Annotated in this window: 25 protein-coding genes, 1 tRNA gene and 1 pseudogene; 6 read left to right on the plus strand and 21 right to left on the minus strand. The window is 49.5% G+C overall.

What is annotated here, in order from left to right:
• Nucleotides 1–26: 26 nt before the first annotated feature.
• From NNL35_RS29310 to NNL35_RS29340, 7 genes are all read right to left on the minus strand, one after another.
• A complete protein-coding gene (locus tag NNL35_RS29310) occupies nt 27–323 on the minus strand; it encodes a DUF6509 family protein (RefSeq protein WP_040734107.1) in 297 nt (98 codons plus the stop codon).
• 84 nt (nt 324–407) lie between these two features.
• A complete protein-coding gene (locus NNL35_RS29315) occupies nt 408–770 on the minus strand; it encodes an SH3 domain-containing protein (protein WP_006679391.1) in 363 nt (120 codons plus the stop codon).
• Between the two features lie 102 nt (nt 771–872).
• On the minus strand, nt 873–2,210 hold the full coding sequence (locus tag NNL35_RS29320) for an RCC1 domain-containing protein (RefSeq protein WP_254553953.1): 1,338 nt from the start codon (nt 2,208–2,210) through the stop codon (nt 873–875).
• A gap of 146 nt (nt 2,211–2,356) precedes the next feature.
• On the minus strand, nt 2,357–2,509 hold the full coding sequence (locus tag NNL35_RS29325) for a hypothetical protein (protein ID WP_254553954.1): 153 nt from the start codon (nt 2,507–2,509) through the stop codon (nt 2,357–2,359).
• A 208-nt stretch (nt 2,510–2,717) separates the two neighbouring features.
• Complete coding sequence (locus NNL35_RS29330; protein ID WP_006679389.1) at nt 2,718–3,611, minus strand: HD-GYP domain-containing protein; 894 nt, start codon at nt 3,609–3,611, stop codon at nt 2,718–2,720.
• A gap of 335 nt (nt 3,612–3,946) precedes the next feature.
• The gene (locus tag NNL35_RS29335) at nt 3,947–4,408 is read right to left on the minus strand and encodes a 2-thiouracil desulfurase family protein (protein ID WP_006679388.1); all 462 of its coding nucleotides are present in this window, start codon (nt 4,406–4,408) and stop codon (nt 3,947–3,949) included.
• Between the two features lie 143 nt (nt 4,409–4,551).
• Nucleotides 4,552–5,166, minus strand: a complete 615-nt coding sequence (locus tag NNL35_RS29340) for a TetR/AcrR family transcriptional regulator (RefSeq protein WP_006679387.1) — start codon at nt 5,164–5,166, stop codon at nt 4,552–4,554.
• A gap of 106 nt (nt 5,167–5,272) precedes the next feature.
• Here NNL35_RS29340 and cyoE point away from each other — a divergent pair, with 106 nt between their 5' ends.
• Entirely contained in the window at nt 5,273–6,184 is a 912-nt protein-coding gene (cyoE, locus tag NNL35_RS29345) for a heme o synthase (protein WP_006679386.1), read from the plus strand.
• Between the two features lie 42 nt (nt 6,185–6,226).
• On the opposite strand, the gene NNL35_RS29350 is transcribed toward cyoE, so the two are convergent.
• The 4 genes from NNL35_RS29350 to NNL35_RS29365 form a co-directional block, all read right to left on the minus strand.
• The gene (locus NNL35_RS29350) at nt 6,227–7,036 is read right to left on the minus strand and encodes a polysaccharide deacetylase family protein (RefSeq protein WP_006679385.1); all 810 of its coding nucleotides are present in this window, start codon (nt 7,034–7,036) and stop codon (nt 6,227–6,229) included.
• Entirely contained in the window at nt 7,024–7,620 is a 597-nt protein-coding gene (locus NNL35_RS29355) for a YkoP family protein (RefSeq protein WP_040734094.1), read from the minus strand. Before NNL35_RS29355 ends, NNL35_RS29350 begins: the two co-directional genes overlap by 13 nt.
• Nucleotides 7,621–7,877: 257 nt before the next feature.
• Entirely contained in the window at nt 7,878–8,051 is a 174-nt protein-coding gene (locus NNL35_RS29360) for a hypothetical protein (protein WP_158000477.1), read from the minus strand.
• A gap of 26 nt (nt 8,052–8,077) precedes the next feature.
• Nucleotides 8,078–8,743, minus strand: coding sequence for an ABC transporter permease (locus NNL35_RS29365; protein WP_006679383.1), 666 nt, complete (start codon nt 8,741–8,743; stop codon nt 8,078–8,080).
• Nucleotides 8,744–8,986: 243 nt separating this feature from the next.
• On the opposite strand from NNL35_RS29365, the gene NNL35_RS29370 reads away from it, so the two are divergent.
• Nucleotides 8,987–9,562, plus strand: coding sequence for a TetR/AcrR family transcriptional regulator (locus NNL35_RS29370; protein ID WP_006679382.1), 576 nt, complete (start codon nt 8,987–8,989; stop codon nt 9,560–9,562).
• A gap of 24 nt (nt 9,563–9,586) precedes the next feature.
• Entirely contained in the window at nt 9,587–12,235 is a 2,649-nt protein-coding gene (locus NNL35_RS29375) for a cation-translocating P-type ATPase (protein WP_254553955.1), read from the plus strand.
• Nucleotides 12,236–12,354: 119 nt separating this feature from the next.
• Here NNL35_RS29375 and NNL35_RS29380 read toward each other — a convergent pair whose 3' ends face one another.
• The 4 genes and pseudogenes from NNL35_RS29380 to NNL35_RS29395 form a co-directional block, all read right to left on the minus strand.
• Complete coding sequence (locus NNL35_RS29380; protein WP_006679381.1) at nt 12,355–13,131, minus strand: formate/nitrite transporter family protein; 777 nt, start codon at nt 13,129–13,131, stop codon at nt 12,355–12,357.
• 193 nt (nt 13,132–13,324) lie between these two features.
• Nucleotides 13,325–14,188: a DUF4097 family beta strand repeat-containing protein gene (locus NNL35_RS29385; RefSeq protein ID WP_006679380.1), complete on the minus strand. Its 864-nt coding sequence runs from the start codon at nt 14,186–14,188 to the stop codon at nt 13,325–13,327.
• A 34-nt stretch (nt 14,189–14,222) separates the two neighbouring features.
• Complete coding sequence (locus NNL35_RS29390) at nt 14,223–14,927, minus strand: ABC transporter permease (RefSeq protein WP_006679379.1); 705 nt, start codon at nt 14,925–14,927, stop codon at nt 14,223–14,225.
• Nucleotides 14,928–14,964: 37 nt separating this feature from the next.
• Nucleotides 14,965–15,654, minus strand: a pseudogene (locus NNL35_RS29395) (ABC transporter ATP-binding protein); the annotation flags it as partial.
• A 158-nt stretch (nt 15,655–15,812) separates the two neighbouring features.
• Here NNL35_RS29395 and NNL35_RS29400 point away from each other — a divergent pair.
• Both NNL35_RS29400 and NNL35_RS29405 read left to right on the plus strand, forming a co-directional pair.
• Nucleotides 15,813–16,532, plus strand: a complete 720-nt coding sequence (locus NNL35_RS29400) for a response regulator transcription factor (RefSeq protein WP_006679377.1) — start codon at nt 15,813–15,815, stop codon at nt 16,530–16,532.
• Nucleotides 16,523–17,626 (plus strand): sensor histidine kinase, encoded by a 1,104-nt coding sequence (locus NNL35_RS29405; protein WP_006679376.1) that lies wholly within the window; start codon nt 16,523–16,525, stop codon nt 17,624–17,626. Before NNL35_RS29400 ends, NNL35_RS29405 begins: the two co-directional genes overlap by 10 nt.
• Nucleotides 17,627–17,822: 196 nt before the next feature.
• On the opposite strand, the gene NNL35_RS29410 is transcribed toward NNL35_RS29405, so the two are convergent.
• The 4 genes from NNL35_RS29410 to NNL35_RS29425 all read right to left on the minus strand — a co-directional run bounded on the left by NNL35_RS29410 (nt 17,823) and on the right by NNL35_RS29425 (nt 20,587).
• A tRNA-Lys gene (locus tag NNL35_RS29410) sits at nt 17,823–17,895 on the minus strand.
• A gap of 195 nt (nt 17,896–18,090) precedes the next feature.
• Nucleotides 18,091–18,642, minus strand: coding sequence for a stage II sporulation protein M (locus NNL35_RS29415; protein ID WP_006679375.1), 552 nt, complete (start codon nt 18,640–18,642; stop codon nt 18,091–18,093).
• Nucleotides 18,643–18,815: 173 nt separating this feature from the next.
• Complete coding sequence (locus tag NNL35_RS29420) at nt 18,816–18,983, minus strand: hypothetical protein (protein ID WP_167539917.1); 168 nt, start codon at nt 18,981–18,983, stop codon at nt 18,816–18,818.
• 221 nt (nt 18,984–19,204) lie between these two features.
• Nucleotides 19,205–20,587 carry an Ig-like domain-containing protein gene (locus NNL35_RS29425; protein ID WP_006679374.1) on the minus strand — a complete coding sequence of 461 codons (1,383 nt, stop codon included), beginning with the start codon at nt 20,585–20,587 and terminating at the stop codon, nt 19,205–19,207.
• Nucleotides 20,588–20,925: 338 nt separating this feature from the next.
• On the opposite strand from NNL35_RS29425, the gene NNL35_RS29430 reads away from it, so the two are divergent.
• Nucleotides 20,926–22,287 carry an FAD-dependent oxidoreductase gene (locus NNL35_RS29430; RefSeq protein WP_006679373.1) on the plus strand — a complete coding sequence of 454 codons (1,362 nt, stop codon included), beginning with the start codon at nt 20,926–20,928 and terminating at the stop codon, nt 22,285–22,287.
• Between the two features lie 82 nt (nt 22,288–22,369).
• On the opposite strand, the gene NNL35_RS29435 is transcribed toward NNL35_RS29430, so the two are convergent.
• Nucleotides 22,370–22,732 carry a hypothetical protein gene (locus NNL35_RS29435; protein WP_006679372.1) on the minus strand — a complete coding sequence of 121 codons (363 nt, stop codon included), beginning with the start codon at nt 22,730–22,732 and terminating at the stop codon, nt 22,370–22,372.
• A 55-nt stretch (nt 22,733–22,787) separates the two neighbouring features.
• On the minus strand, nt 22,788–23,462 hold the full coding sequence (locus NNL35_RS29440) for an ABC transporter ATP-binding protein (RefSeq protein ID WP_006679371.1): 675 nt from the start codon (nt 23,460–23,462) through the stop codon (nt 22,788–22,790).
• Nucleotides 23,463–23,469: the final 7 nt, after the last annotated feature.

Here is a 23,469-nt window from a genome sequence, read left to right on the forward strand (position 1 = left end):
GCTGCTCCCTTCTGGGCGGAGATTCTTTACTCGTCCGCCTCGGCATAATGCTCGCTGCAGAACAAATTCACCGCCTCTATCTCATCGTCTTCCAGATCGAACTCCAGATAACGGTCGGTCGTCCGCTCGTAGAGCTCGTGCTTCACGATATAGGACCGCTCCGCCTCGACGGCATAGATCACTCTGACGTAGACGCCGTGTTCCGAATACAATTCATCTTCCTCGGCTACTTCGATATCGAGTCTGAATTCATAGCGCCGTCCGGCCAAAATGCGGAACGGATCCTTTACTGATTCTATGCTATAGTCTGTTATGTTCAACATCATCTCATCCCTTCGCTGCATTGCCTTCCACCATCGGCAGCTTCCTGCCGCGCTCCTGCGGCCGAAGCCGGGAGCTTCACATCGTTATTCTACCGGCTCCACATTGTCCAGGGGAACCCAGCCCCATTCTTCTTCTTCCCCTTTCCGCCGGCACCATACCCACTGATTCAGCTCCCGGTGCACATTCACGATATCGCCGGGATCGACATTCAATTCATTGGCGCAGTACGGCTCCTTAATGATTCCTTCCTGATCCCGCTTCTCGATAATCTGCTCGGGCACCCAGCCCTCCAGCTTCCGGTCGAGCGTATAACAGTAGCGCCAGTTGGGCCAGCCTTCCGGGCCATCATCCAATCTGCCCACAATCACCCGCTCTCCGGCTGACAACCGAATCGGCTGCGGGTAATTGGAACGATGAGGCTTGATCACTTTGTATGTACGGCTCATCCCGCCCACCTCCTTCTTCCTAGAACATATATTCCTATCATAGCAGAAATCGACTCCTATAAAAATTCCCGACGGCCCACAAGGACCATCGGGAACAAAGCTTTATTTCGAGAAACGGATCGTCTGCGCCGTATCATAGTTCGCGCGCGTACCGTTCCCCAGCTGCCCATCATCATTATTCGTTCCGTAGGCCCACAGCTGCCCGTTCGAGATGACGAATACATTGCTGTTGGCCGCGGCGACGTAATCGGCCTTCTGATACAGATTGCCTGTCCGGAACGGAATGGATAAATAACCGAAGAAGAGCATCTCCTTATTTTTCGTCAGCAGGATGGCCCCGTTGGAGCCCGCCGTCACGGAGGCATAGGTTGGCTTATCCCGCTTGCCGATCGGCCCGTTGGAATAGGCGTCGAAGTTCCGGGTCGGCGCTGCGGACGCATCCGTTCCCTTCTGCATCTTGAAGGGCAGCCCGAATCCGAGATTGCGGGCCGAATTATCGCCCCAGGCCCATGGGTTCCCCTTCTCATCCAATCCGACCGCGAAGTCTCCGTTCCGGCTTCCGGCCGCGATCGCCGCCATTTTCGCAAATCCCGGCAGCTGCGCCGCCGCATATTTCTTTTTCTGCACGATATTTTTCCATGACCAGACCGTGCCGTCCTTCAGCACCGCATAGCTTCGCAAATTCCCCGCCGCGATCGCCTTCGCTTGGCCAATGTCCAGCTTCCAAATAAAATCTTCGGGATCAACCTCCGTGCCATAGTAAAGGGTGCCGCCCATCTGGTATACATCCCCGTTCGCCGTCAAGATGACGGCGCCGCGCTCATATGCGCTGATATCGGCAATCTTGTCCTGCCCGAACCGTTCGATCAAGGTTGGCGCAGCCGCATTCTCCAGCCCAATCCGCTGCAGATTCCCCCAGCCGTACAGCTCTCCGTTGTTCCGAAGCAGCAGCGAGAAGTCTTCCCCGGCCTGCAGCTTCTTGACGCCGTTGTACGTGCCGATAAGGCGCGGCGTTATATATTGCGCGGCTGACTCTGCGTTGATCTGGTGCGCGCGGTTGCTGCCCCAGCCGTACAGCTTCCCGTCCTTCGTCACGGCCAACGTGTGGTTGTCTCCCGCCGCCACCAGCTCCACTTGAGCCATTCCCTTGATGGGCTTCGGATCGAACAGGATCGGATAGGGCTGCCCATTGCCGAGCTGCCCATACACATTGTTGCCCCAGGCCAGCAGGCTGCCGTCCGCCCCGATTGCGAGCGTATGCCCGTCCCGGCTGCCGAGCGCCGCATGCTCGGCTGCGATGACGCCGCTCAGATTGCGGTCGGGTTCGGCATTGACAGCAGATTGGCTATAATAGCTGAAGCCTCCATCCGCCAGCTTCACTTCCGGCAAGTTTTTGAAGATGCCGATGACATGAGAGTCGGTGTTGACTATCTTGGGCACTGTGGGAGATGCAAGATCATCATTAAGCATCCATAGATCGAATTGCTCGCTGTTCAAAAAAGCGCCGCGGTAGTAAGGCTCGAGATCAACGATTATGGGCAGGCCCTTCAGCTGCTCCGGTACCGAGTCTTTCTCATATATTGTTTTTACAGCGTTCGATCCGGCGCCAAGAAGGCATTGATCGAGACGGCGCTGCCATCCGACGCGCTTGCCGGTTCCGCATGCAGCACTGCCGCCCACAGCAGCGTTATCAGCACTATCGGCACTGCGGTCATGCTTCTTTTTCTCTTGCATGTCATTTCCCAATCCCCCGGTACATAGGTATATAGTCACAATCTTTTTGTCGGGAAAATATACCTAAGTGATGAGACGAAAAGCCCCCTTCCAAGCAAATAATCCGGCAGAATGAAGGTTTTCATAATATGGGTTGATAGAATGTGCGCATTGATTTATTTTGACCTTAGCATTTCGATGCGATATGGGAAGTCATTCGGAGAGGGGGCCCCTTCACATTGATTTCGTAAGAATATTGCGAGGATGAGACAGAATACGCTCCCCTTCCCGTTCGACAATCTGAATAAAGATCTCGGCGATGTCGGGATCGAATTGTGTGCCTTTATGCTTGCGAATCTCATCAAGAGCCCAGCGGATATCGGCCTCAGGCCGGTAGACCCGCCTTGACGTCATCACGTCGAAGGAATCGGCCACAGCCATAATGCGGGCCGCCAACGGAATGTCGGTACCCTGCAATCCGTGCGGATATCCGGTCCCGTCGTAGCGTTCGTGATGGAACAGAATCATGTCGAGAACGCCGTTTTTTTGAAAACAAGAAATATGCTTCACCATCTCATATCCGATGAGAGGATGCTGCTTAATCACCTCGTACTCTTCCTTCGTCAGCTTGGACGGCTTATTCAAAATCGCTTCAGGCACGCCTATTTTTCCGATATCATGCAGAAGTCCGCCGATATAAATATGGCCGCACTGCTTGCGCTTCAGCTTCATCTCCTTCGCGATGCATACGGCATAATAAGCCACATTCTCCGAATGGAAAGCCGTATACGGATCTCTCGAATCCAGCGATTTGGCTAAGGTCAGCGTCAGGTTGAGCGTATTCTCTTTTTCCCGGATGTAATATTTAATGGCAAATGAAATTGATAAGATCGCCAGTAAATGAATGAGGGCTTGGGATATAAACACATTGACATGAGGGAACGGAAAGGGCGCCAACGCGTAATGGAGCCACGTAATCACAGCCGCCGCGAGAACCTGCAGCATCGCATTGCGCCAGAACACAAATCCGGCAAACACAGTATCGACGAGATACCAGATGAACATATCCTGCTCCGGGTAGAGGAATACGTCAATCCATATCGTAAGCGATAAACATAATCCGTACATAACAATTAACAGGGTGGGCCGCTCCCACCAGATTTTCAGTAATCTTCTTTGCGTAAAATAAACCATAATCCACCTTATCTCGGGATCCGAGGTTGAAACGAACAGCGTTCCCGATCCCTTCCACTTCATTGCCTGGTATCCATCTCGGGTCGCACGCTGCAATCCTGATGTCACATCAAGCGATTCCCGAATTATACTACCTGCTTGTTCATACCTTCATATAGAATAGCCGCTGCCTCACTTCACGAGCTTGCACCCCTGCCTCCCGTACCGGAAGCCTATCAAACAAGGATGACGGCAGCCCATTGAATCTCCTTCGGCAGCAAGGTAATGACTTACTCGATATACCGCTTGGAGAACTGCTCCTCCGATATCACTTCGATTCCGTGCCTTCTCAGGAGCGCAGCGGTCACGCCGAGGCCGGCCTTCGCCTTGCCTGCGAATTCCCCATTATAAATCATCGAGCTTCCGCAAGAAGGACTGTATTCTTTGAGCACAACCAGCGTGGCGTTCACCGCCTGGGCCTGTCTCAGCGTCTCCCAGGCTCCTTCGACATACATGGCGGTCACGTCTTGGCCTGTTCGCTCGATGACGCGGGCCTTCCCGTCCAGGACATCCTCCCCATCTCCGCCGATAATCTCGGCCGGTTCCCGGGGCGTCGAGAAGCCTCCCAGCAGCTCCGGGCATGCGGTAACGGCCTTCCCTTCCTCCAGCAGCTTCGCGATGCGATGATCGAGACGGTGCGTTCCATCATATCTTACTTCCAATCCGGCCAGACAAGCACTGACGATAATCACGTTTCTTCCTCTTTTCTATTCGATTCGAATCTGCAGCTAGCAATTGCCTATCTATTTTACATCGACAACTTGCAGGAATAAACAAAAAACCGAGAAAAAAACAGGAGAAAATTCCTGAATTCCGCTCGGTCTGGGATTTTTTATTACTCTTCTTGGCGCGCAGGCAGTAGCATCTTATGCAGAGCCTTCTTATATAAATGGGGGGGCATGCTCTCATCGCCAATATAACTGAATATGGCCAGGCCATTTTCCAAGGACAAAATCGTCCATGCGATTTCATCCGCGGATAACGCCGTCCCGCCCTTCTCCCTCGACATCAACTGCTTAATGGACCCCGAAATTTGCGCCACGGACTCCGTTAGCATGCGCGACCATTTATGGCGCACCCCTTCTTCGCGCATCGCGTACAGCAAAAACTCGATATATAGCATATTCCAGGTTCGGTTTCTCTTCTTCACCGCTCCGAAGCAGGTATCCATCGCATCAATAAATTGAGAAATGGAATGCTGCTGGTCGATGACATGCTGAATATTATCTACTTGCAGTTGCATCTGCTGATCCAATATGGCGAGAAAAAGCTCTTCTTTCGACTTGAAATGAGCATACACGGCCCCTTTGCTAAAGCCTGCATGTTCCGCGATTTTATCGACAGAAGACCCGTGAAAGCCAAGTTGGGCAAAGATCTCAATCGCTGACTCGATAAGCAGGTGCCTCGTTTCCTGTTTTCGTTGTTCCTGGGTTAATCTCCGTCTGCCCATGGTTCTTCCTCCCTCACTTGACAATGATACCACACCCCATTAATATACCACATAGTATTTAAATTCTAATTAGTATATATTTATCAAAAAGGGGGAGAGATTCATCATGCGAAGGATGCTAGACATTCCAAAGCAAGAGAAAACGCGGACGGCCATCTTGGCACAGACGGTCAAGAGCGGAATTATTAAATCCAACCTGATTCCGATGTTTGCGGGACTAACATTGGCCCTATATACCTACCATCTGAGCTTGGTGGAGAAGCTGCCGGAAATTGTACTGTCCTTGATTGGATCGGTGTTCGTCATGGGCGCGGCCGGAGCATTCAATAATTTGTATGACCGGGATATCGACTCCATTATGGAGAGAACCAAAAACAGGCCGACGGTGACCGGGGAAATCAAGCCGGCAGCCGTGCTCTGGCTTGGCATCTCCGCGTCTATTCTTGGTCTGGCGTCTTTATATTTGGCCACGCCGCTGGCCGCATTGCTCGGTTTTCTCGGCTTGTTCTTTTACGCGGTTCCCTATACGATGTGGAGCAAAAGAAAGACGGTCTACAATACGGAGATAGGCAGCATTGCCGGAGCCATGCCCCCGCTTATCGGATGGGCCGCGATCTATCCGGACCTGACCCATCCTGTGATTATCGGACTTTTTGTACACGCTGTCATCTGGCAAATGCCTCACTTCTATGCGATCGCAATCCGCAAGCATGAAGAGTACAGAGCCGCGAAGATTCCTATGCTTCCCGTCGTCAAAGGCATCCAAAGAACCTACAGGCAAACAAATCTATATTTGGTGGCTTTAATTTTGGCCAGTTCTCTTTTCTGGCCGTTAAGCGTTGGCTTGATGCTAGTCGCGTTGCTGTCAAGCGTCTCCTGGCTGATGTTCAGCATTTTCGGCTATCGAAACATGGATTCCGAGAAATGGGCCAAATCCATGTTCTTGTTCTCCCTTTTTCATATGACCATCTTGTTCTCCACCGTAATTATCTATTCTCTTATCGGCATATTGATTTGAGCGGTCTGGCCGCAGCTCTGCATAGTTGGCGCCATAGCGCCGCTAGCCGTGATTTTGGTGGTATTCGCGATGACGAGGCAGCGCCATCTTCACCTGATCGCGTCCCGGGCGAACCATTGGGCTGCGGCCGGCATATGGCTGGCCTTGAAGCTCATCCACACGCACGCATTGATATCCTTGCAGCCGCAGCTTGGCAAGAACCTCCCGCAGACTCTTCAGCATTTGCTGCGGAGCAGCCTCGTCCGCTCCGGCCGTGTCCCCGCTGTCATGCAGCAGCACGATCGAACCGGGCTTGATGTTCCGCATCAGTCTCCGCGTCAGCCGCTTCGCATCCGTGCCGCGCATCCAATCCCACCCCATGACGGACCAGAGCACGATTCGGTATGATTTGCGCAGCGAGAGCCAATCCCCGGCGTTCACGATTCCCCACGGGGGCCGATAATAAACAGGGCGTTCTCCGACGATGCGCTCGACAATGTCGGCCGTTCGTTCCACGTGCTGCTCCCTCACCTGCCCGGGCGTCATCAACCAGTTGGACAGGTGCGTATAGTTATGTATCCCGATCTGATGGCCTTCGAGATAGATGCGCCTCGTCAAATCCGGATACTGCTCTGCCTTGCTGCCCAGCACGAAAAAGGTGGCCTTCCCCCCATGCTCCTGGAGCAAATCAAGCAGTTGGGGGGTGTATCGCGGATCAGGCCCATCATCAAAGGTAAGGGCGATCCGGGCCATAGGCTTCCCTTTCCTCAACACGCCAAACCCGCATATTCTCGTTATAAAAAAGGGGAGCGCCATGTAGCAGACAATCAGGAACAGAATCAACAGGGCACCGCCAAGCATCAGCTTTTGCATGGAATCACATCTTTGCGGTAACGCTCCAGTAAAGACTGCTTCGTCATCATCAAGATCATCGGATTGAGCTTGTCGCTGTTCTGCTTCACTCTTCGCGTGCCGCTTGGATGCATCACCGCCAGCAAGAGGCGAAGATAGTGCGTTGTCGTCCACCGGAGCCATTTGGACTTCATCGGGTGCAACTCAAAGCCCAAACCATAAATAATTCCGCGATGGAGCAAGGTAATGCCGGTTAATGCTTTGACCCTCCCAAGCTCGGGCGTGCTCTCCATAGCCCAGCTGATCTGATGGAGCGCATCTCGCAACTGGCGCGCCGTCATCAAGGCGGCCCGGTTCGGCCCGAGGGAACGGGACAGCTCCAGCACTTGCCTGTTATCCAGATGGAGTTCCCCTACCCAATCTCCGGAATGGACCCATTGTCCGTCATTGCATTGCATGCTGTGCCCATGATAGCGTCTTACGACAAGCTTGCATATGCCATATTGGGATACAGATATGCTTCTTACTTTCGTGATCATGTCGAACACGCGCTCCCACATCATCCATAGCGATTGCACGCATACTTTCGAAGTTGATGCAAACACACTCAATTCCGTCACCTATTTCCTTCGTAGAATATGTTCATTCCCTTCTACAATTCATAGTAGGGAATGAACTTCTCTTTTTCCTTACTCCATTCTTACAAAATCCTTAAGCCCGGATACCTATCGCCGCAATCGCTGGCTCCTTGCCAGCCATAAAGCGAGCCGCAATTGCAGCAGATATAAAAAGGGATGCCCCCAAAGCCAAGCTCGACTTAAGGGACACCCCCCCTTTATTCTTTTGACGTTTCGATTCCCGCTTACCCCTTTTTCCTCGTGACCAGCAGTCCGATACCGCTTAAGACCCCAATTCCGGCAGCACTACACAGGCTGATGAGTACCTTATGACTTCCCGTCCCCATGAACAGAAGCCCATTCACGAAGATTGTGGCAGCACAAAGTAAACAGAGCCATTTCAACACTTGATTCGCCATCGCTCTCCCCCCTCTGCTTCGTTATGTCACACATCGACATGCTCAATGTGGCGTATCGACCTATAGGCGACGATGACTCCAAGAAGCGCCAAGCCGATTGGCACGGCAATGATAGAGTACAACGAGAAGCCGTCGATACTCTGACAGACGAGCATCACCACGATAAGCGACGATAAGATGGTGGCCGAGACAGAATGCTTCCGCATTCCGAAGAACAACGGAATCAAGCTCAAAAAGCTGGTCGCCAAGGCGCTCATCACCATCGTAAGCAGGGAATGGGCCGCCATTGATACGGTTAACGGCTCCGGCACGATAGGCGTGAACAGGTTGAATACATAGAAGCCGATCCCGACGAACAAATTCCCCGCCATATCCGCACACAGCGTGAACAGGACCACGATAAGCAGCTTGGCTGCAAGGAGCTTTTTGCGGTTGATGGGGTACATGAACAGAAGCGCGATCGATTTGCTGCGGAACTCATCAATGACGATTCGTGACAACAGCACCGCCGCGAACACGATGTAAGTCGCCCGCATAAGCGTATCGATGATAGAAAAAGCCATGCCATAGTCGGTCAGAGGCATCTTTTCCTGCACTTCTCCGAAAAAACTAATCAGGCATATAAGAGCAAATATGATGACATTGGCTATGAGTGCCGCGCGAATATAAGGGCCGATGCGAAATTTACGCATTTCGAGCCTCATCAGGTCAAGCAATGACGCCACCTCCGTTTGGTTACAAGCTTCATTATAAGAATCGATGTTTGCTTATTTCTTACCCGATTCTTACAAATTTCTTATATTGCGCTTTGCAGTTGCAGCAGATAACAAAAAAATAAAAAAAATGCGATCTATTTCACAGACATAGTCATCATCGATCCGTAAACTAAAAATCAAGCAAGTACTTACTTGACGAATAGAAAGGAGACAATAGTCGTGAAACAGACGGTTAGAGAAAAAATGCTGTCGGCCGCCCTGGAGAATATGGCGGTGCATGGATTCAAGGGTACGACAACCAAATGTATCGCCCGGCAAGCAGCTATTAATGAAGCGACGATATTCAAGCATTTCAAAGGCAAAGATGATCTCATTCATGAGGCACTGGAACAGCAAATGACCCTGATAAAAACAAAGATCGATACCTTTTTCCACGCCGACCATGAAAACATTCGTGAACTCCTGCTGGCGAAGATTGATTTTATCCATGAGATATATGAACAGCATAAAGCGTTCTTCTTAGTCACCATTAGAGAAATGGGCAGCAAAGAACTGGAGTTTATGTATCCTTCGATCTTCGAATATATTACGGAGGAACTTGAAAAAGAGATTGCCAAGATGGCGGACGACTCCATCACGGAGGATGAAATCAGCGGCATCGCGCTCATCGCGAACAGTGTGCTGCTAACCATTATTCTTGAAAAAGTGAAGGCAGAAGCTTTTGGACACCCGGTTCGACTGGATATGAAAAAGGAAATGCTCGTTGAATTTTTGCTTCGCCTCTGGGGCGGATAGATTTCATAAAGAGAGGTGCATTGAATGAAATGGATGGAGAGAACACGGGAAGATATCTTTAAGACGCTTCGGACCAACAGAGAGAACGGACTAAGCAGCAAGCAAGCAGCGGAGATGCTGCAGCAAAAGGGCTACAATGAGTTCGAAGAAGAGAAGAAAGAGAGCATCTGGGCGAAGCTCCTGCATCAGTTATCAGAGGTTACCACATTAATCTTGATTGTAGCCGCCATCATTTCCACTTATCTTGCGGTGACAGAGGGGCATGACTATGCGGAGCCGATCGTGATCATCGCCATCGTCATCCTGAATGCGGTGCTTGGCATCCGTCAGGAGCTTAGCGCAGAAAAGGCGCTGGATGCTCTCAAAAATATGAATGCTCCACTGGCCAAGGTTGTGCGTGATGGAATGCTGCAGCCAATCAGCGCGAAAGAGCTCGTGCCTGGTGATATTATCGTGATCGAAGCTGGAGACATGGTTCCGGCGGATGCCCGTATTATCGAGAGTTCCAACTTGCTTGTTGAGGAATCTGCCCTGACGGGCGAGAGTGTGCCCTCGGAGAAAAACGAAAATGCCAAGGTCAAAGAATCCGCCCCGCTCGGAGACCGGGTGAATATGCTCTTCTCCGGCTGCCTGGTCACCAATGGACGCGGCAGAGCGGTGGTCGTAGCAACCGGGATGGAGACCGAGATGGGCAAGATCGCTTCCCTTCTCAACAATACGAAAAAGAGCAAGACTCCGCTTCAAAAGCGCCTCATGGAGCTCGGGAAGAAGCTAAGCGTCGTGGCTGTTGTATCTGGTGCGCTTGTCTTCTTCATTGGCCTCATGCATGGCGAGACGATGATGGAAATGCTGATGACCGCCGTATCCTTGGCCGTAGCGGCCGTGCCGGAGACGCTGCCTGTTATCGTCACCATCACCCTGGCATTTGGCATTCAAAATATGGTGAAGAAAAATGCAATCATTCGCCGTATCCCGGCGGTGGAGGCGCTGGGCAGCGCGTCGGTTATCTGTTCCGACAAGACGGGAACACTGACGCAGAATCAGATGACGATCAAGCAGCTCTGGGCTGTCTCTCATGAGCCGAAGGACGCCGGAACTGTATTTAATGACAGCGAGAACGATCTTCTCGTCATGTTCAGCCTGGCAAGCAACGCATCCATCGAAGTAAAGGATGGAGAGGAGACGGTTATCGGCGATCCGACCGAGTCTGCGATTATTCGTCTCATGCTGAATAAAGGGATGACCAAGGCAGATCTTGAAGCGAAATATCCGCGTGTGCATGAGCTTCCCTTTGATTCTTCACGGAAGCTGATGACGACAGTGCACCGCACCGCGGATGGCTATATCTCCATCACCAAGGGGGCCTTCGATCGTATTCCGTTGGATCCGAATGCTGCCTGCACGCTTCAGCATCAAGCGCAGGCGAATCATGTTCACGATCAATTCGCGGAGCAAGCCCTTCGCGTCCTTGCGCTCGGGTACAAGCACTATGATGAGCTGCCTGAGAGGCTGGACGCCGAAGAATTGGAGCAGGGTCTCCGCTTCGCCGGTCTCGTAGGGATGATCGATCCGCCGCGTCCAGAGAGCAAGGCTGCGGTGCAAGCTGCCAAGGATGCAGGAATTAAGACCGTCATGATCACAGGAGATCATATGGCCACGGCATCGGCCATTGCCCGCGAGATTGGCATTCTCGAAGAAGGCGACCTCGCGATATCCGGTGAAGAGCTGGCGCGCATGTCTGATGAGGAGCTCACGCGCAAAGTCAAAGATATTGCCGTATACGGCCGTGTCTCCCCGGAGGACAAGATTCGTATCGTACAAGCTTGGCAGGCAAATGATGCTGTCGTCGCGATGACTGGCGACGGGGTGAATGACGCCCCTGCCTTGAAGGCTGCGGATGTGGGTACGGCTATGGGCATCACCGGTACAGATGTAGCGAAAAGCGCTTCGGACATGGTATTGACCGACGACAACTTCGCAACGATTGTCGATGCCGTTGGGGAAGGAAGACGCGTCTATGAAAATATACGCAAGACGATCTACTTCCTGCTCAGCTGCAACTTCTCTGAGATCATGATTATGATTATTGCGATTATGCTCGGTTGGGGAGCGCCGGTAATCGCGATTCAATTGCTCTTGATCAATGTCGTCGCTGATGGTATCCCGGGCTTCTGCCTGAGCCGCGAGAAGATGGAGCCTGATGCGATGCAGCAGAAGCCAGTCGCGAAGAATGCCGGCATCTTCTCGAATGGCTTGGGCAAGAAGATTGCCTTTCAAGCAACGGTTTACACGATTCTGACGTTAATTGGCTTCTATGTAGGGAACTTTGTACAAATCTCTGATCAAATCGGGCCGTCCTACGAAGTGGGGCAGACGATGGCCTTTATCATCCTGGGCTGGTCCTCTGTCGTTCATATTTTCAATGTGCGCAGCAACACCTTGTCGATCTTCACGATCGGGTTCATGTCCAACCGGCCATTGTTCTGGTGTGCGATGCTGTCACTGGCGATTGTATTCGGCGTAGCCGTCATCCCGGCGCTGATGGACATCTTCCATCTCGTGCCGCTGAGCTTGGCCCACTGGGCTCTGGTTACGGTTCTGTCCGTAATCCCGCTCGTCGTGGTCGAGCTTATCAAGCTACAGAAGCGTGCGCAGCTAAGAGCGCAAGGATAGATTCGAATGCGGGGCGGCCTGGGGCCGCCCCAAGCACGATTTCGTTCCCTATGCCACGAACATTATTTGCAAAAAAACACAGAGACCTCATCTCTGTGTTTTTCCCGCTTCCAAAGGCTTTATGTTTTCACCTTTTCCAGATAGAAATAGACCAACCCCATAAAGACGCTTCCCCCGATGATATTGCCTAAGGTGACGGGGATCAGATTATGCAGGGCGCCGTATACGGAGATGCCGGGCCGCTGTTCCATAATCAAGGCGATCGCAAATGAGGTCATATTGGCGATGCTGTGCTCGAATCCGGAAATGAAAAAGCAGTACACAAACAGAATCATCGCAAACAGCTTCGGCCCATCGCCTTTGAGGCTCATCGGGATAAAGAACGCCATGCAGACCAGCCAATTGCACAGGATTGCCCGGAAAAATAACTGAACTGTTGGAGCGTCCATCTTATGTGCAACGACATCATAGAAAAATACGTTGCTGTGCGGGTCGCGGAATAATCCGGTGCCCCATAAAAGGGCGGCGAAGAGGAGCGCGCCGATGAAATTCCCTGTGTAACTGGCGCCCCACATCTTTAGCACGTCCCCCCAGGTCGTCGATCCGCGCAGCGTAGAGAAGGTAAAGTAAAAGGTATTTCCTGTGAACAAATCGCCGCCCGCGTAACCAATCAAAATAATAGCCGCGCCAAATGTCACAGCAGCAGCCGTATAGGCAAACGGCGAAGCGCCTTCGTCGAACAGATTGCCCGTCTTAAACGCAACAACAATGCCGAACCCGATAAACATACTTGCCAGGATGGAACGAAGCAGATACTGGAACTTGCCGGAGTCCCACGCCGCCTTCTTTTTTAATGCCAAGGCCTCCACCTGATCTAATGCATGCTGCTGTTCCATAACCTCTCCTTGTCCCGCTTCTTTTCCTGTATCATGCCTCCAAGTCCTATCTCCCATACGTAAATTTCCATTCATACGAGCCGAGCCGAAGCCAAGGCTTCGTTCTTCCAGCATGCGGCCCACAAAAAGCCCCGATGCCGAAAATATGCACCGGAGCCCAATATTCTTTATTCTTTGTCTGATTCTGTCCCATCTAATTTACCTGTATCGTTCCATTTTTACTGATGAGCTCCAATTGATTGGATGCATCCCCGATCGTGCCTTCTTTCGCTGTTTCCGTGCTCTTTTTTTCCTTGAAGCCATCTAAATCAACGCTTATATCCGATGAGTCGCTGTTCGCGGTAAGCATTAATGAAGCGGGAGCCGCTTTATAAGACACCGCGATATCTCCTGACTTGGTTTCGACGCGCAATGACTTCCCTTCTTGCAACTCTTGGATTGTTACTTCACCATCTGTTGATGTAATGTTCATCTCAGGGCTAATCACACCGGTAATATAGCTGTCACCGCTCATGGAGGTTACCGTTAATTTCTTTAGCGAGCTATGTTTCAAGTTTAATTCCCCGTCTTGGGATGTAAACTCACCCTTGTCTGCTGACACTCCTTCCATGATTTCCGTGCCGGAATCGTTGGAAATGACCATGTTTTGGGCCGTTACACCCTTCATTTTGATGTCACCCGAGCCATTATGCAATGTAATCGTCTCTACTTCATTGTCGGGGATGGTTATATAGATAGTGCCTTTCTTGCCAAAACTGAAGCCTTCCATGCCCCCCTGATCTCGCTGCGTGACGACAAGTTTATTTCCCTCATTTGTAACGGTCACCGGGTCGATCTTCTTGTCTTCCCGTTTTCCTTCACATGTGATGGTTATTTGTTTGGAGTCCGTATTTTTGAGCTCAATATCCCAGGAATCATTGTTAATTTCGATGGCTTGAATGCCGTTTGCCGCAAAGGAAGTTTTATTTTCAAAGCTCTGCCTCCCCACTCCCTGGCAGCCGACCGCTAACCCGCCAACGGTAATCAAGACAAGCGAAGCGATTATGATGTTTTTCAATGTTGTTCCCCTCCATTCATTTCAAATGGGTCTATTAGGCCACATCGATTTTGTCCACTTTATAAAAAGAAAGATAGCCAATGAGAAGGCCAAGCAGACAGAGCGCAATCGGGATTCCAATGAATTGGAATAAGCTAGTCGAGCTTCCCCCATCAGACACTGTGGCGTTAATCACAAATCCAATGACGACTGCCGAGGTAATGGTGGAAGCAGCCGATTTTTTTCTCATGCCAAAAGATAAAGGAATCAGGCTGATTCCCGCAATCATAAAGGCGTTCAACAATGTTGCCGGAACGGTAGCCACCATTTCATCGATACGAACGGATCCTTCAAATAAACCAATCATCGGATTCAAGAAGAACGTGAATAGATTTATGATCACCGTAGTTATGATGATGCTAAAAAAACAGAATCCAAACACAATGGATAGCTTGGCTTGAATGATTTTTTTCCGTTGCAGCGGATAGGTATACAACACTTGAATCATGTTACTCTTGTATTCATCAATAACTAAGCGTGACAAGATCACGCTTGAGAAAATGATATATACGATTCGAATCAAAATATTCGTTAAAGACATGAATGCCGCATAATCCGGAAACATGGGGTTACTTTCACCGTGAGAGCCCCGCGCCATCAGCGCAACGGCAGCGAAAATGGCCACAATACAAATGGCTAATCCTTTCAAATAACTGGATACGTTACTTTTTTTCCACTCTAGTCTCATCAGTTTAAGCATATAGATTGCCTCCATGAATTAGATTGATGAAGTACTCTTCTAACGAGCCGGCATGTTGTCTGCGGATGGCCTCCATCTTTACTTCTTTTATTAAATTCCCATGATGAATAATGCCAATCGTATCGGCGATAGATTCAATTTCGGACACGATATGACTTGAAATTAACATGGTAATGCCGTATTTGCCTCTTAAAAGCAAGAGAAGCTCGCGAATGTCCTTAATCCCGATCGGATCAAGTCCATTGATAGGCTCATCCAGAATGAGAATCTCCGGTTTCGTCACAATCGCCCGCGCAATTCCTAACCGCTGCTTCATTCCTAGAGAAAATTCATGGATTTTTTTATTTTCCACTCCGTGAAGACCCACGATCTCCAGCGCTTCCTTGATCGCAGTCTGATCGAGATAGCCTAAAACATATTCACAATGAAATTCCAAATTTGCCTTTGCCGTTAGCCGATCATAAAACACGGGATATTCAATGATGCTGCCTATCCTTTGTAAGTATTGATAAGACGTTGGCAGAACCGGCTGGTTGAATACTTTGATTTCACCGGAAGATGGCTTTACTAGATTTAATATCATTTTCATGATGGTTGTTTTTCCCGCTCCATTCGGGCCTAAAAACCCATAAATTTCTCCCTTGTTGACGTTCATATTGACATTCGAAATCGTCTCCGTGCCCCTGAAGGTCTTGCTTACTTGATGGATTTGAATGACGGCTTCCACTCCGAGTTCCTCCCGATTTCTTATTGATGTGCTACACTAAGTGTAAGGAATGAAAGTAAAATCAAAGTAAACGCTGCGGAAAATGCTCGTAATATTTTTTGATAGGGTAAGATAGAAAATGAATGGGCAGGATAAGTTTGAAACGAGGGAAGCATACAATGGAATCTGCAAACATATTAGCGGTCGATGATGAAATCGGTATTTTGAAGCTATTGGAGATCACACTCCGAAAAGAGAACTTCACTCATATCGACACCGCTTCCACGGGCAAAGGTGCGCTGCAGCGCATCAAAGAAAAAGCATATGATATCATTTTGCTCGATATTATGCTCCCGGATATAAGCGGTTTTGAACTATGTACGGAGATGCGGAAACATACAAGTACACCGATTATTTTTATCAGTGCGCGTTCTACCGACTTCGACAAATTAACGGGGTTAGGCATCGGTGGAGATGATTATATTACAAAGCCTTTTAATCCGTTGGAGGTCATTGCTCGCATCAAAGCTATCCTCCGCCGGCAAAGGATGGTTGAGCATTCACACCAACAGAACACCGTGTACGATTATGGGTACTTCACTTTTCATCCGGAATCGGCAACGTTAACTGTGAAGCATCAGCCTGTAGATTGCACAGCCAAGGAACTGGAGCTGCTTCATTTCTTTTGCAAGCATCCGAATCATATTTTCACGACGGCTCAGCTTTACGAATTGGTATGGGGAAATGATATGTTCGGGGAAGAAAAAACGGTCACGATCCATATCTCCAAGCTGCGAAAAAAGCTCGGTGATGATACCCGCAAACCAAAAATCATTGTAAATTTGCGAGGAATCGGGTATAAATTCATCCCCCCGAATGAGGCGTTACGATGCGAATAAAAACTCGATTCACTCTTCATTTCGCGCTGGGACTTATTCTGTGGATGCTAGGGACGGGATTCGTTATTGTCATGTTGTTCGAAGGCCTTCTGCCCTTGCTCAAAATCCATGTCAGTCCCGATTCTGAAGGCTTACTCGCAGGTTGGATCTTTATGATTAGCACGCTGCTTTGCATTGGCTTGTTTGGATGGTATTTTGGCGGTCCGATCGGGTTCATTATGGCCTGGATTCATCAACTCTCGCAGGACAACTACAAGCAACCTGCCGGTTTGCCCCGCATTTATACCCGCAAAGGGAAGCTTCGCATGCGTTACCGTCTGTATCGGGAGGTGCTCCAACACCTCCAATCCTTGGGTGTCACCTTGCAAGCGAATGAAGTCGAGAGAACCAAAATCGAACAAGCCAAACAGGATTGGATTGCAGGAATTTCCCATGACTTGAAAACGCCTTTAACCTATATCAAAGGCTACTCCACCCTTTTATTGAATGATCAGTATGAATGGTCGAAGGAAGAGGCTCTTTCTTTTATCCAGGAAATTGATGATAAAGGTAAGCATATGGAAGAATTAATTCAAGATTTAAGTCTCGTTATACAGCTCAATCGCGCTGACGGCGCCTTGCCATTACAGAAGACGAACCAGGATGTCGTCGAATTTACAAAAAGGGTGGTTGCCGACATCAGCAATAATCCGCAAGCAAGTAACTATCATCTGCATTTTCAAACCGACACGCCTGCCATTCACGTTGAGTTTGATCCGAAATACATGCAGCGCATCCTGCAAAATATAGTAATGAACTCCATTATCCACAATCCTGAACATACGAATATCTATATACAGCTTGCGGACAAAGGGGAACATGCAGCTATTCGCATCATGGACAATGGCGTTGGCATGCCCGCTGAGATGGTAGGAAATCTATTTCAACAATATTATCGCGGCACCACCACGGATTCCTCCTCGGATGGCACCGGCTTGGGAATGGCCATTGTCTACAAGCTGATTCATGCTCATGACGGCACAATTACGGTCGAGAGCGAGCCTTCGCAAGGAACATCGTTCGAGATTAGGCTGCCGAAAAAAGGACGTTCATAAAAGGAGAGGCGTATCGTTTTTTTACGGCAGGCCCTAATCGTTCGGCCACAATGCTTATAGACCAAACGTGTTAAAACACAGAAAAGCCCCGATGCAATCCATCGGGACTTTCCTTATCGAATAATGAACAGGCTGTATAACTTTTTAGTTGGATTCAAAAAAAACGGCATCTCTGCCGTTTTGATTACATAACTAGTGGGTTCTGAGGGGTTCGAACCCTCGACCTGATGATTAAGAGTCAACTGCTCTACCAACTGAGCTAAGAACCCATATTCGATACTGGGTTCAAGGGGGATCTCTATATCCCGATTGAACGAAGCTATTATGGTGAATGCCACCACGAAGTGATAGACTCCGTAACTGATTACTTCTTTATTATAAAACTTTTCGGCAGAATTGTAAACCGAGTAAGCCTGATAAAATATTGGTTTTTTTTCCTTTTTTATCTGAATTTTAACTCCGAATTATTGCAACCAGCTCATCGTGACGGGTGAGACATACGTCTCGATCAAGCTCGCAACCGTAAACAATGCGACCATTAAGCCAAGCAGCGCCGCGATTGTACGCCATTCCTTCTTCCAATCAACCGATTGCTTGGTGCGTACGTATCGAAGGACCCAGCTAAAGGGCTTCAAGCCTATGGTACAGGCCAATAGGATGGCCGGAAGCTCAAAGATGCCATGGGGCGCCAACGCCGCGATAATTGCCGCCGCAGAATAATGGGAGGCAGACAGCATAACGAGATAACCTAGCATAAACCCGTTGAAGAGAGTCAGCAGAACGGCAGGAACGGATAATAGAATCCCGCTGGCTGCAATCAGAAGCCCTGCACCGATATTGTTCGCCGCAATCTGGTACCATTCGTAATCGAACCCGGTGATCAGATTGGATTTATCCAAATGAATCTGCTTCCCAATGAATAGACTGAGCGCAATGCCTGCGAAGAACCAGATTGCCGCGGCCCGAATCAGCTTCTTTTCATCATGCCAAATCTTCTTCCAGAATGTTCGCAACATAACCCGCTCCCTTCCTCTGCCATGGTTGTAATCAAGTACATCATATGTAGAAAAACGTGCATGCGTGCTAGATTCAAGTACAACGAAGTGAGCAACCTAGTAATCGGTCGATGCGGTTGAAAGAGGCGCACCCGATAACGGGTGCGCTTCGTTGCGTAGAACTCGTGAATGCCTTACAATACAACGGCAAGGTTGCTCAAGCCTGCGTCTACAAGGAATAAAATTAAATCTTTGACAGGCTCAAGCGCTGGAGGAACGACGCCGTTAAGGATTCCTTCCAGAACCTCCTGCGCCTCCGCGAGGTTAATTCCCAAAATAGAAGCGATGTGAAATAATGCCATGGTATCACCTCCTCTTGCCTTTCTGGGATTACTATATTCGGGGGTTGTCCTTTCGGTTCCTGAAACTATGAAAATCAAACGAATTACACATTTTCATGGATTGGTATACGAGGAACGATGCATCACAAAAAGGACTGTTCATAAGTAGATGAACTACTATGAAACAGCCCTCAGACTACACGTCATATTCAAACTGTTAAAGAAATGGAGAGTTAATCATGCTACTCTACCGTTATGCGCAGGGATGCTTTTTTGCCGCCATAGGTAAAGGTAATGACGGCCTTCCCTTTGCTCACTGCGGTAATCGTGCCCTGATTGGCGGTCGCTTTGCCATTCGACTTGGACTGGGCGAGCGACGTTACATCCGTGCTGTTGCCGCTGCTGGATATAGCCTGTACCCGGTAAGTCGTCGTTTGATATGGAGCAAGCTTCGAGTCCGATGCCGTAACCGTCAGCTTCTGCAGCTTAGGCGTGACCTGAACCGGGATTTCAAATGTGCGATCACCGTAAACGCCGACGAGTTTCGTCGTGCCTTCCTTCAGCCCCTTTACGCTGGCGCCTGCTGCTTTGGCGATTTGCGCGTTTTCGGATGTCCATGCCACTTTGTTTGCAAGCGACACCTTTTTACCGTTGGAATAGGTGCCGATTACTTTGATAGGCTTAGAGGCTCCGGCCCCAATGACGAGAGACGCAGGTTTCACCTCGATGCTCGCCAAGCTCTCCTGCAAGGTGACTGGAAGCGACACTCCTTTTCCTCCATAATACAGTTTTACGCTGGCACGCCCCTGCGGCTGGCCCACCGCCGTAACTGTGCCGTTGCTCGCTTGAATGCCTTTGCCGGCGACTTTCGCCGTCACCTGTGAGGAGACATCCACCGTGCGCCCGCCTTCGTACACCGCCTGAACGGAATAAGTGGCCGCTTTACCGGGAGTCAGCACCAGCTTCGCAGGCGTTACGGTTAGTTTTTTAATCTTCGGTGTAACCTGCACGGGAATTTCGAACTGTTGCAGGCCTACAACGGCCGTAACGATCGTACTGCCTTCCGCCACTCCCTTTATCGTTCCGTTGCTAACCCTCGCAACTTGATCATTTCCGGATTTCCATTGGATTTTCGTTCCGATCGATGCTTTTTTTCCATTGGAGTAATACCCCGTTACTTTAATCGGCTTAGAGGAACCCGCACTTAATGTGACGGTAGTCTTCGGTTCTACATCATATTTCACGAAATCCTCTTGTATGCGAACGGGAACGGTAACCGTCTGATTGCCGTACGTGCCTTTCAGCTTCGCCGAGGCGCCATATCTGCCGCTCACCTTGCCTCCGCTGATCGTCAACACATCCGAACTGGGCTGCCATGTGATGGAGCCAGTCACGTCCTCGATTCTGCCGTCCTTATATACGGCGTTCACCTTGGGAAGATCGGTTTCTTTCCCGATGACGAGAATTAATGATTTGGACGCAGCCTTCAATTTAAAGGAAGCGGCTGCGGCATTGCTCTTGGCTTGCATGCTGGCCGGCCACGATAAGGTAAGGAGAAGTATCGCAAAAACAACGAACAAACCAAAACCGAAGCGGCCTTTTCCTGATTCAAATACGGACTTCATAAGTTTCTCCTCTCTCAACTGCCTGATTGTATCTTTTCGATGCCTTATTCCGATACTCAATGAGGAAACTGTGTTTCTTTCGAAAAGGTTCATATGATCGTGAAAGGCTCTACTTCTTATAACGGCTGTTGATGGCAAAAAGTGTTGCTTTTTTCTTACAATATATCGTTTTGATTGAACTGAACTACAAATTAGGCATTCATGCCCTCTGTGAAAATTTGAACAAATTGGACTATTGATTTGTGAAAAAAATCACAGTAAACTGTAAGTGTGAAAGAAATCACAATAGAATTCAACCATTTGGTTAATTTAGATTTTATACTTAGGGAGGAATTATGATGAATATTGCCGTGATTGGATGTACTCATGCCGGAACCGCAGCGGTGGTCAATGCCGCCAAGCTTTACCCCGATGCCCGGATTACCGTTTACGAACGCAACGACAACATCTCGTTTTTATCTTGCGGTATCGCTTTGTATGTGGGCGGTGTCGTGAAGAAGCCGGAAGGGCTCTTTTACTCCTCGCCGCAGCAGCTGGCGGATTTGGGCGTCGTCACCCGCATGCGCCATGAGGTCCTCTCGGTCGATACGGATGCGAAAATCATTCAGGTGCGCAACCTGCTCACCGGAGAGGAATTCAAAGATTGCTTCGATAAGCTGATTGTCACGACGGGATCTTGGCCGGTCATTCCACAGCTTCCAGGCATGGAGCTTGGCAACATTCTGCTGTGCAAAAACTACGAGCATGCCAACACCATCATCGAAAAGGCAAAACAAGTGAATCATATCACGGTGGTCGGTGCGGGATATATCGGCGTAGAACTTGTGGAGGCGTTCCAGCAAAGCGGCAAGCAGGTGACGTTGATTGACAGCGCAGATCGGATTTTGAACCGGTATCTGGATACCGAATTCAGCGGCCAGATCGAGGAAGCGTTCTGCGGGAAAGGCATCGAGCTTGCGCTTGGGCAGACCGTGAAAGCTTTTGAAGGCAAGGAAGGCCTTGTCAACCTCGTCATCACCGACAAGGGCGAAATCGAAACGGATATGGTCATTCTTTGTATCGGATTCCGCCCGAATACCCAGCTGCTTGAAGGTCAAGTGGATATGCTGCCGAATGGCGCGATCATCGTCGATCCATATATGCAGACCAGCAAGCAGGACGTGTTCGCCGCCGGCGACAGCTGTGCTGTGCATTACAATCCGACCGGCAAGGCGGCTTACATTCCGCTGGCCACCAATGCGGTGCGGATGGGAATGCTGGTGGCCCGCAATCTGATGGGGCCAACGACAAAATATTTGGGCACACAGGGCACATCGGGTCTCAAAATATACGATCTCAACCTGGCTTCCACGGGACTTACCGAAGTCGCATGCGCCGACGAGAAGATCAATGCCGAAGCGGTTACGGTAACCGACGCCTACCGGCCGGAATTTATGCCTACAGCAGAGACGGTAACCTTGAAGATTGTGTATGAACAAGAAAGCCGCCGTCTGCTGGGTGCGCAAATCATGTCGAAAGTCGATCTGACCCAAGCGATGAACACCTTGTCGGTATGCATTCAAAACGGGATGACGATCGACGAGCTGGCTTTCGTCGACTTCTTCTTCCAGCCTTACTTTAACAAGCCTTGGAACTTTTTGAATACCGCCGGCATTGCCGCGCTTCCTCAGGTCGTAGACGGGGAGCTGCAGCGCGCCTGATTGGACAAGCATGAATAAAGATCATCGAGTCATCTTGATAGAAGACCCGATGATCTTTTTGTGTTATCTTGATGGAGCATCCTCATTTATCATTATTCTGAAACCACGTGTCAAAATCATCTTCGTCGGTTTCATTCTTACGTACTCCTCCGGACGAAGCGGCTTGGTTCCCCGTGTTAAGAGTTCCTGCATGAACGGATGAATTCATATGCAGGATCCACCCTAATGTAAATAGGATAACGGCAAACAGGAAATATTGTGCACAGTTATTCATAAAAAAGTTTACAATTTCATATCTATTTTCGCTCGCCACCAACTGATTCATTGCTATCATCTCGGAAATATAACCATAACTGTGGGACGCTGACCAAGCCGTATAGAGCATAAGCAACCCGGCGAGAGCATATAGAACCATACTCAAAATGGGAATCTTCTTTTTTCTCATGTTTTCCTTCTCTTTTCGCTAGATTTTTTAAATGTTCGATCCTCACGGCCACGACTCAGTCAGTTTCTCCAACTAAAAACAGTCTTCCCGCATGTATCCCCAAGACCTCATCGGCAATCGATGTAACCTTCTTTGAGTGGGTAACGATAATGACGCATTTGCCTTCCTCATGGGCAAGCGAAGTGAAAATCTTTAAAATTTCGACCTCCGTATCTTTGTCCAAATTTCCGGTTGGCTCGTCGGCTATGATAAGGTCTGGATGATGCGACAGCGCCCTTGCGATTCCAACGCGCTGCTGTTCGCCGCCCGATAACTTCAGTACCGGCCGATCGGCTGTTTCACGGTCAATCCCGACTTTTTCAAGAATTTCATAGGCAAATGCCTTCTTATCCTTTTCAGGGCTCTTGCTGATGTTCATCGACAGCACAATATTTTGAACCGCCGTAGCGTTTGTAAGCAGGTTATACGCCTGAAAGATAACGCCGATGCTTTTAGCCCTGTAATCGTCGCGGTCAATTTTTTTCAGATCATCGCCCCGATAATAAATCGCACCTTCCTTGCAAGTGTCAAGACCTGACATCAGCGACAGCAGGGTGGACTTGCCAGAACCCGACTTGCCAATAATCGTATATACCTTCCCTGGCTCGAACGCGGTGCTTACCTCTTTAAGAACGTGTTTTTTGGCGCCATCATATTTGTAGGAGACGTTTTTTAATGTCAATACACTCATATTTATC

The organism is Paenibacillus dendritiformis (genome assembly GCF_945605565.1).
Classification (GTDB): Bacteria; Bacillota; Bacilli; order Paenibacillales; family Paenibacillaceae; genus Paenibacillus_B; species Paenibacillus_B dendritiformis_A.

Coding starts and splice junctions, on each gene's coding strand:
- NNL35_RS29440 (WP_006679371.1), bottom strand. CDS start 23,462: ATGAGTGTATTGACATTAAAAAACGTCTCCTACAAATATGATGGCGCC.
- NNL35_RS29315 (WP_006679391.1), bottom strand. CDS start 770: ATGAGCCGTACATACAAAGTGATCAAGCCTCATCGTTCCAATTACCCG.
- NNL35_RS29350 (WP_006679385.1), bottom strand. CDS start 7,036: ATGCAAAAGCTGATGCTTGGCGGTGCCCTGTTGATTCTGTTCCTGATT.
- NNL35_RS29325 (WP_254553954.1), bottom strand. CDS start 2,509: ATGACATGCAAGAGAAAAAGAAGCATGACCGCAGTGCCGATAGTGCTG.
- NNL35_RS29400 (WP_006679377.1), top strand. CDS start 15,813: ATGGAATCTGCAAACATATTAGCGGTCGATGATGAAATCGGTATTTTG.
- NNL35_RS29425 (WP_006679374.1), bottom strand. CDS start 20,587: ATGAAGTCCGTATTTGAATCAGGAAAAGGCCGCTTCGGTTTTGGTTTG.
- NNL35_RS29390 (WP_006679379.1), bottom strand. CDS start 14,927: ATGCTTAAACTGATGAGACTAGAGTGGAAAAAAAGTAACGTATCCAGT.
- NNL35_RS29380 (WP_006679381.1), bottom strand. CDS start 13,131: ATGGAACAGCAGCATGCATTAGATCAGGTGGAGGCCTTGGCATTAAAA.
- NNL35_RS29430 (WP_006679373.1), top strand. CDS start 20,926: ATGAATATTGCCGTGATTGGATGTACTCATGCCGGAACCGCAGCGGTG.
- NNL35_RS29330 (WP_006679389.1), bottom strand. CDS start 3,611: ATGTACGGATTATGTTTATCGCTTACGATATGGATTGACGTATTCCTC.
- NNL35_RS29375 (WP_254553955.1), top strand. CDS start 9,587: ATGAAATGGATGGAGAGAACACGGGAAGATATCTTTAAGACGCTTCGG.
- NNL35_RS29360 (WP_158000477.1), bottom strand. CDS start 8,051: ATGGCGAATCAAGTGTTGAAATGGCTCTGTTTACTTTGTGCTGCCACA.
- NNL35_RS29405 (WP_006679376.1), top strand. CDS start 16,523: ATGCGAATAAAAACTCGATTCACTCTTCATTTCGCGCTGGGACTTATT.
- NNL35_RS29310 (WP_040734107.1), bottom strand. CDS start 323: ATGTTGAACATAACAGACTATAGCATAGAATCAGTAAAGGATCCGTTC.
- NNL35_RS29340 (WP_006679387.1), bottom strand. CDS start 5,166: ATGGGCAGACGGAGATTAACCCAGGAACAACGAAAACAGGAAACGAGG.
- NNL35_RS29365 (WP_006679383.1), bottom strand. CDS start 8,743: ATGCGTAAATTTCGCATCGGCCCTTATATTCGCGCGGCACTCATAGCC.
- cyoE (WP_006679386.1), top strand. CDS start 5,273: ATGCGAAGGATGCTAGACATTCCAAAGCAAGAGAAAACGCGGACGGCC.
- NNL35_RS29415 (WP_006679375.1), bottom strand. CDS start 18,642: ATGTTGCGAACATTCTGGAAGAAGATTTGGCATGATGAAAAGAAGCTG.
- NNL35_RS29435 (WP_006679372.1), bottom strand. CDS start 22,732: ATGAGAAAAAAGAAGATTCCCATTTTGAGTATGGTTCTATATGCTCTC.
- NNL35_RS29420 (WP_167539917.1), bottom strand. CDS start 18,983: ATGGCATTATTTCACATCGCTTCTATTTTGGGAATTAACCTCGCGGAG.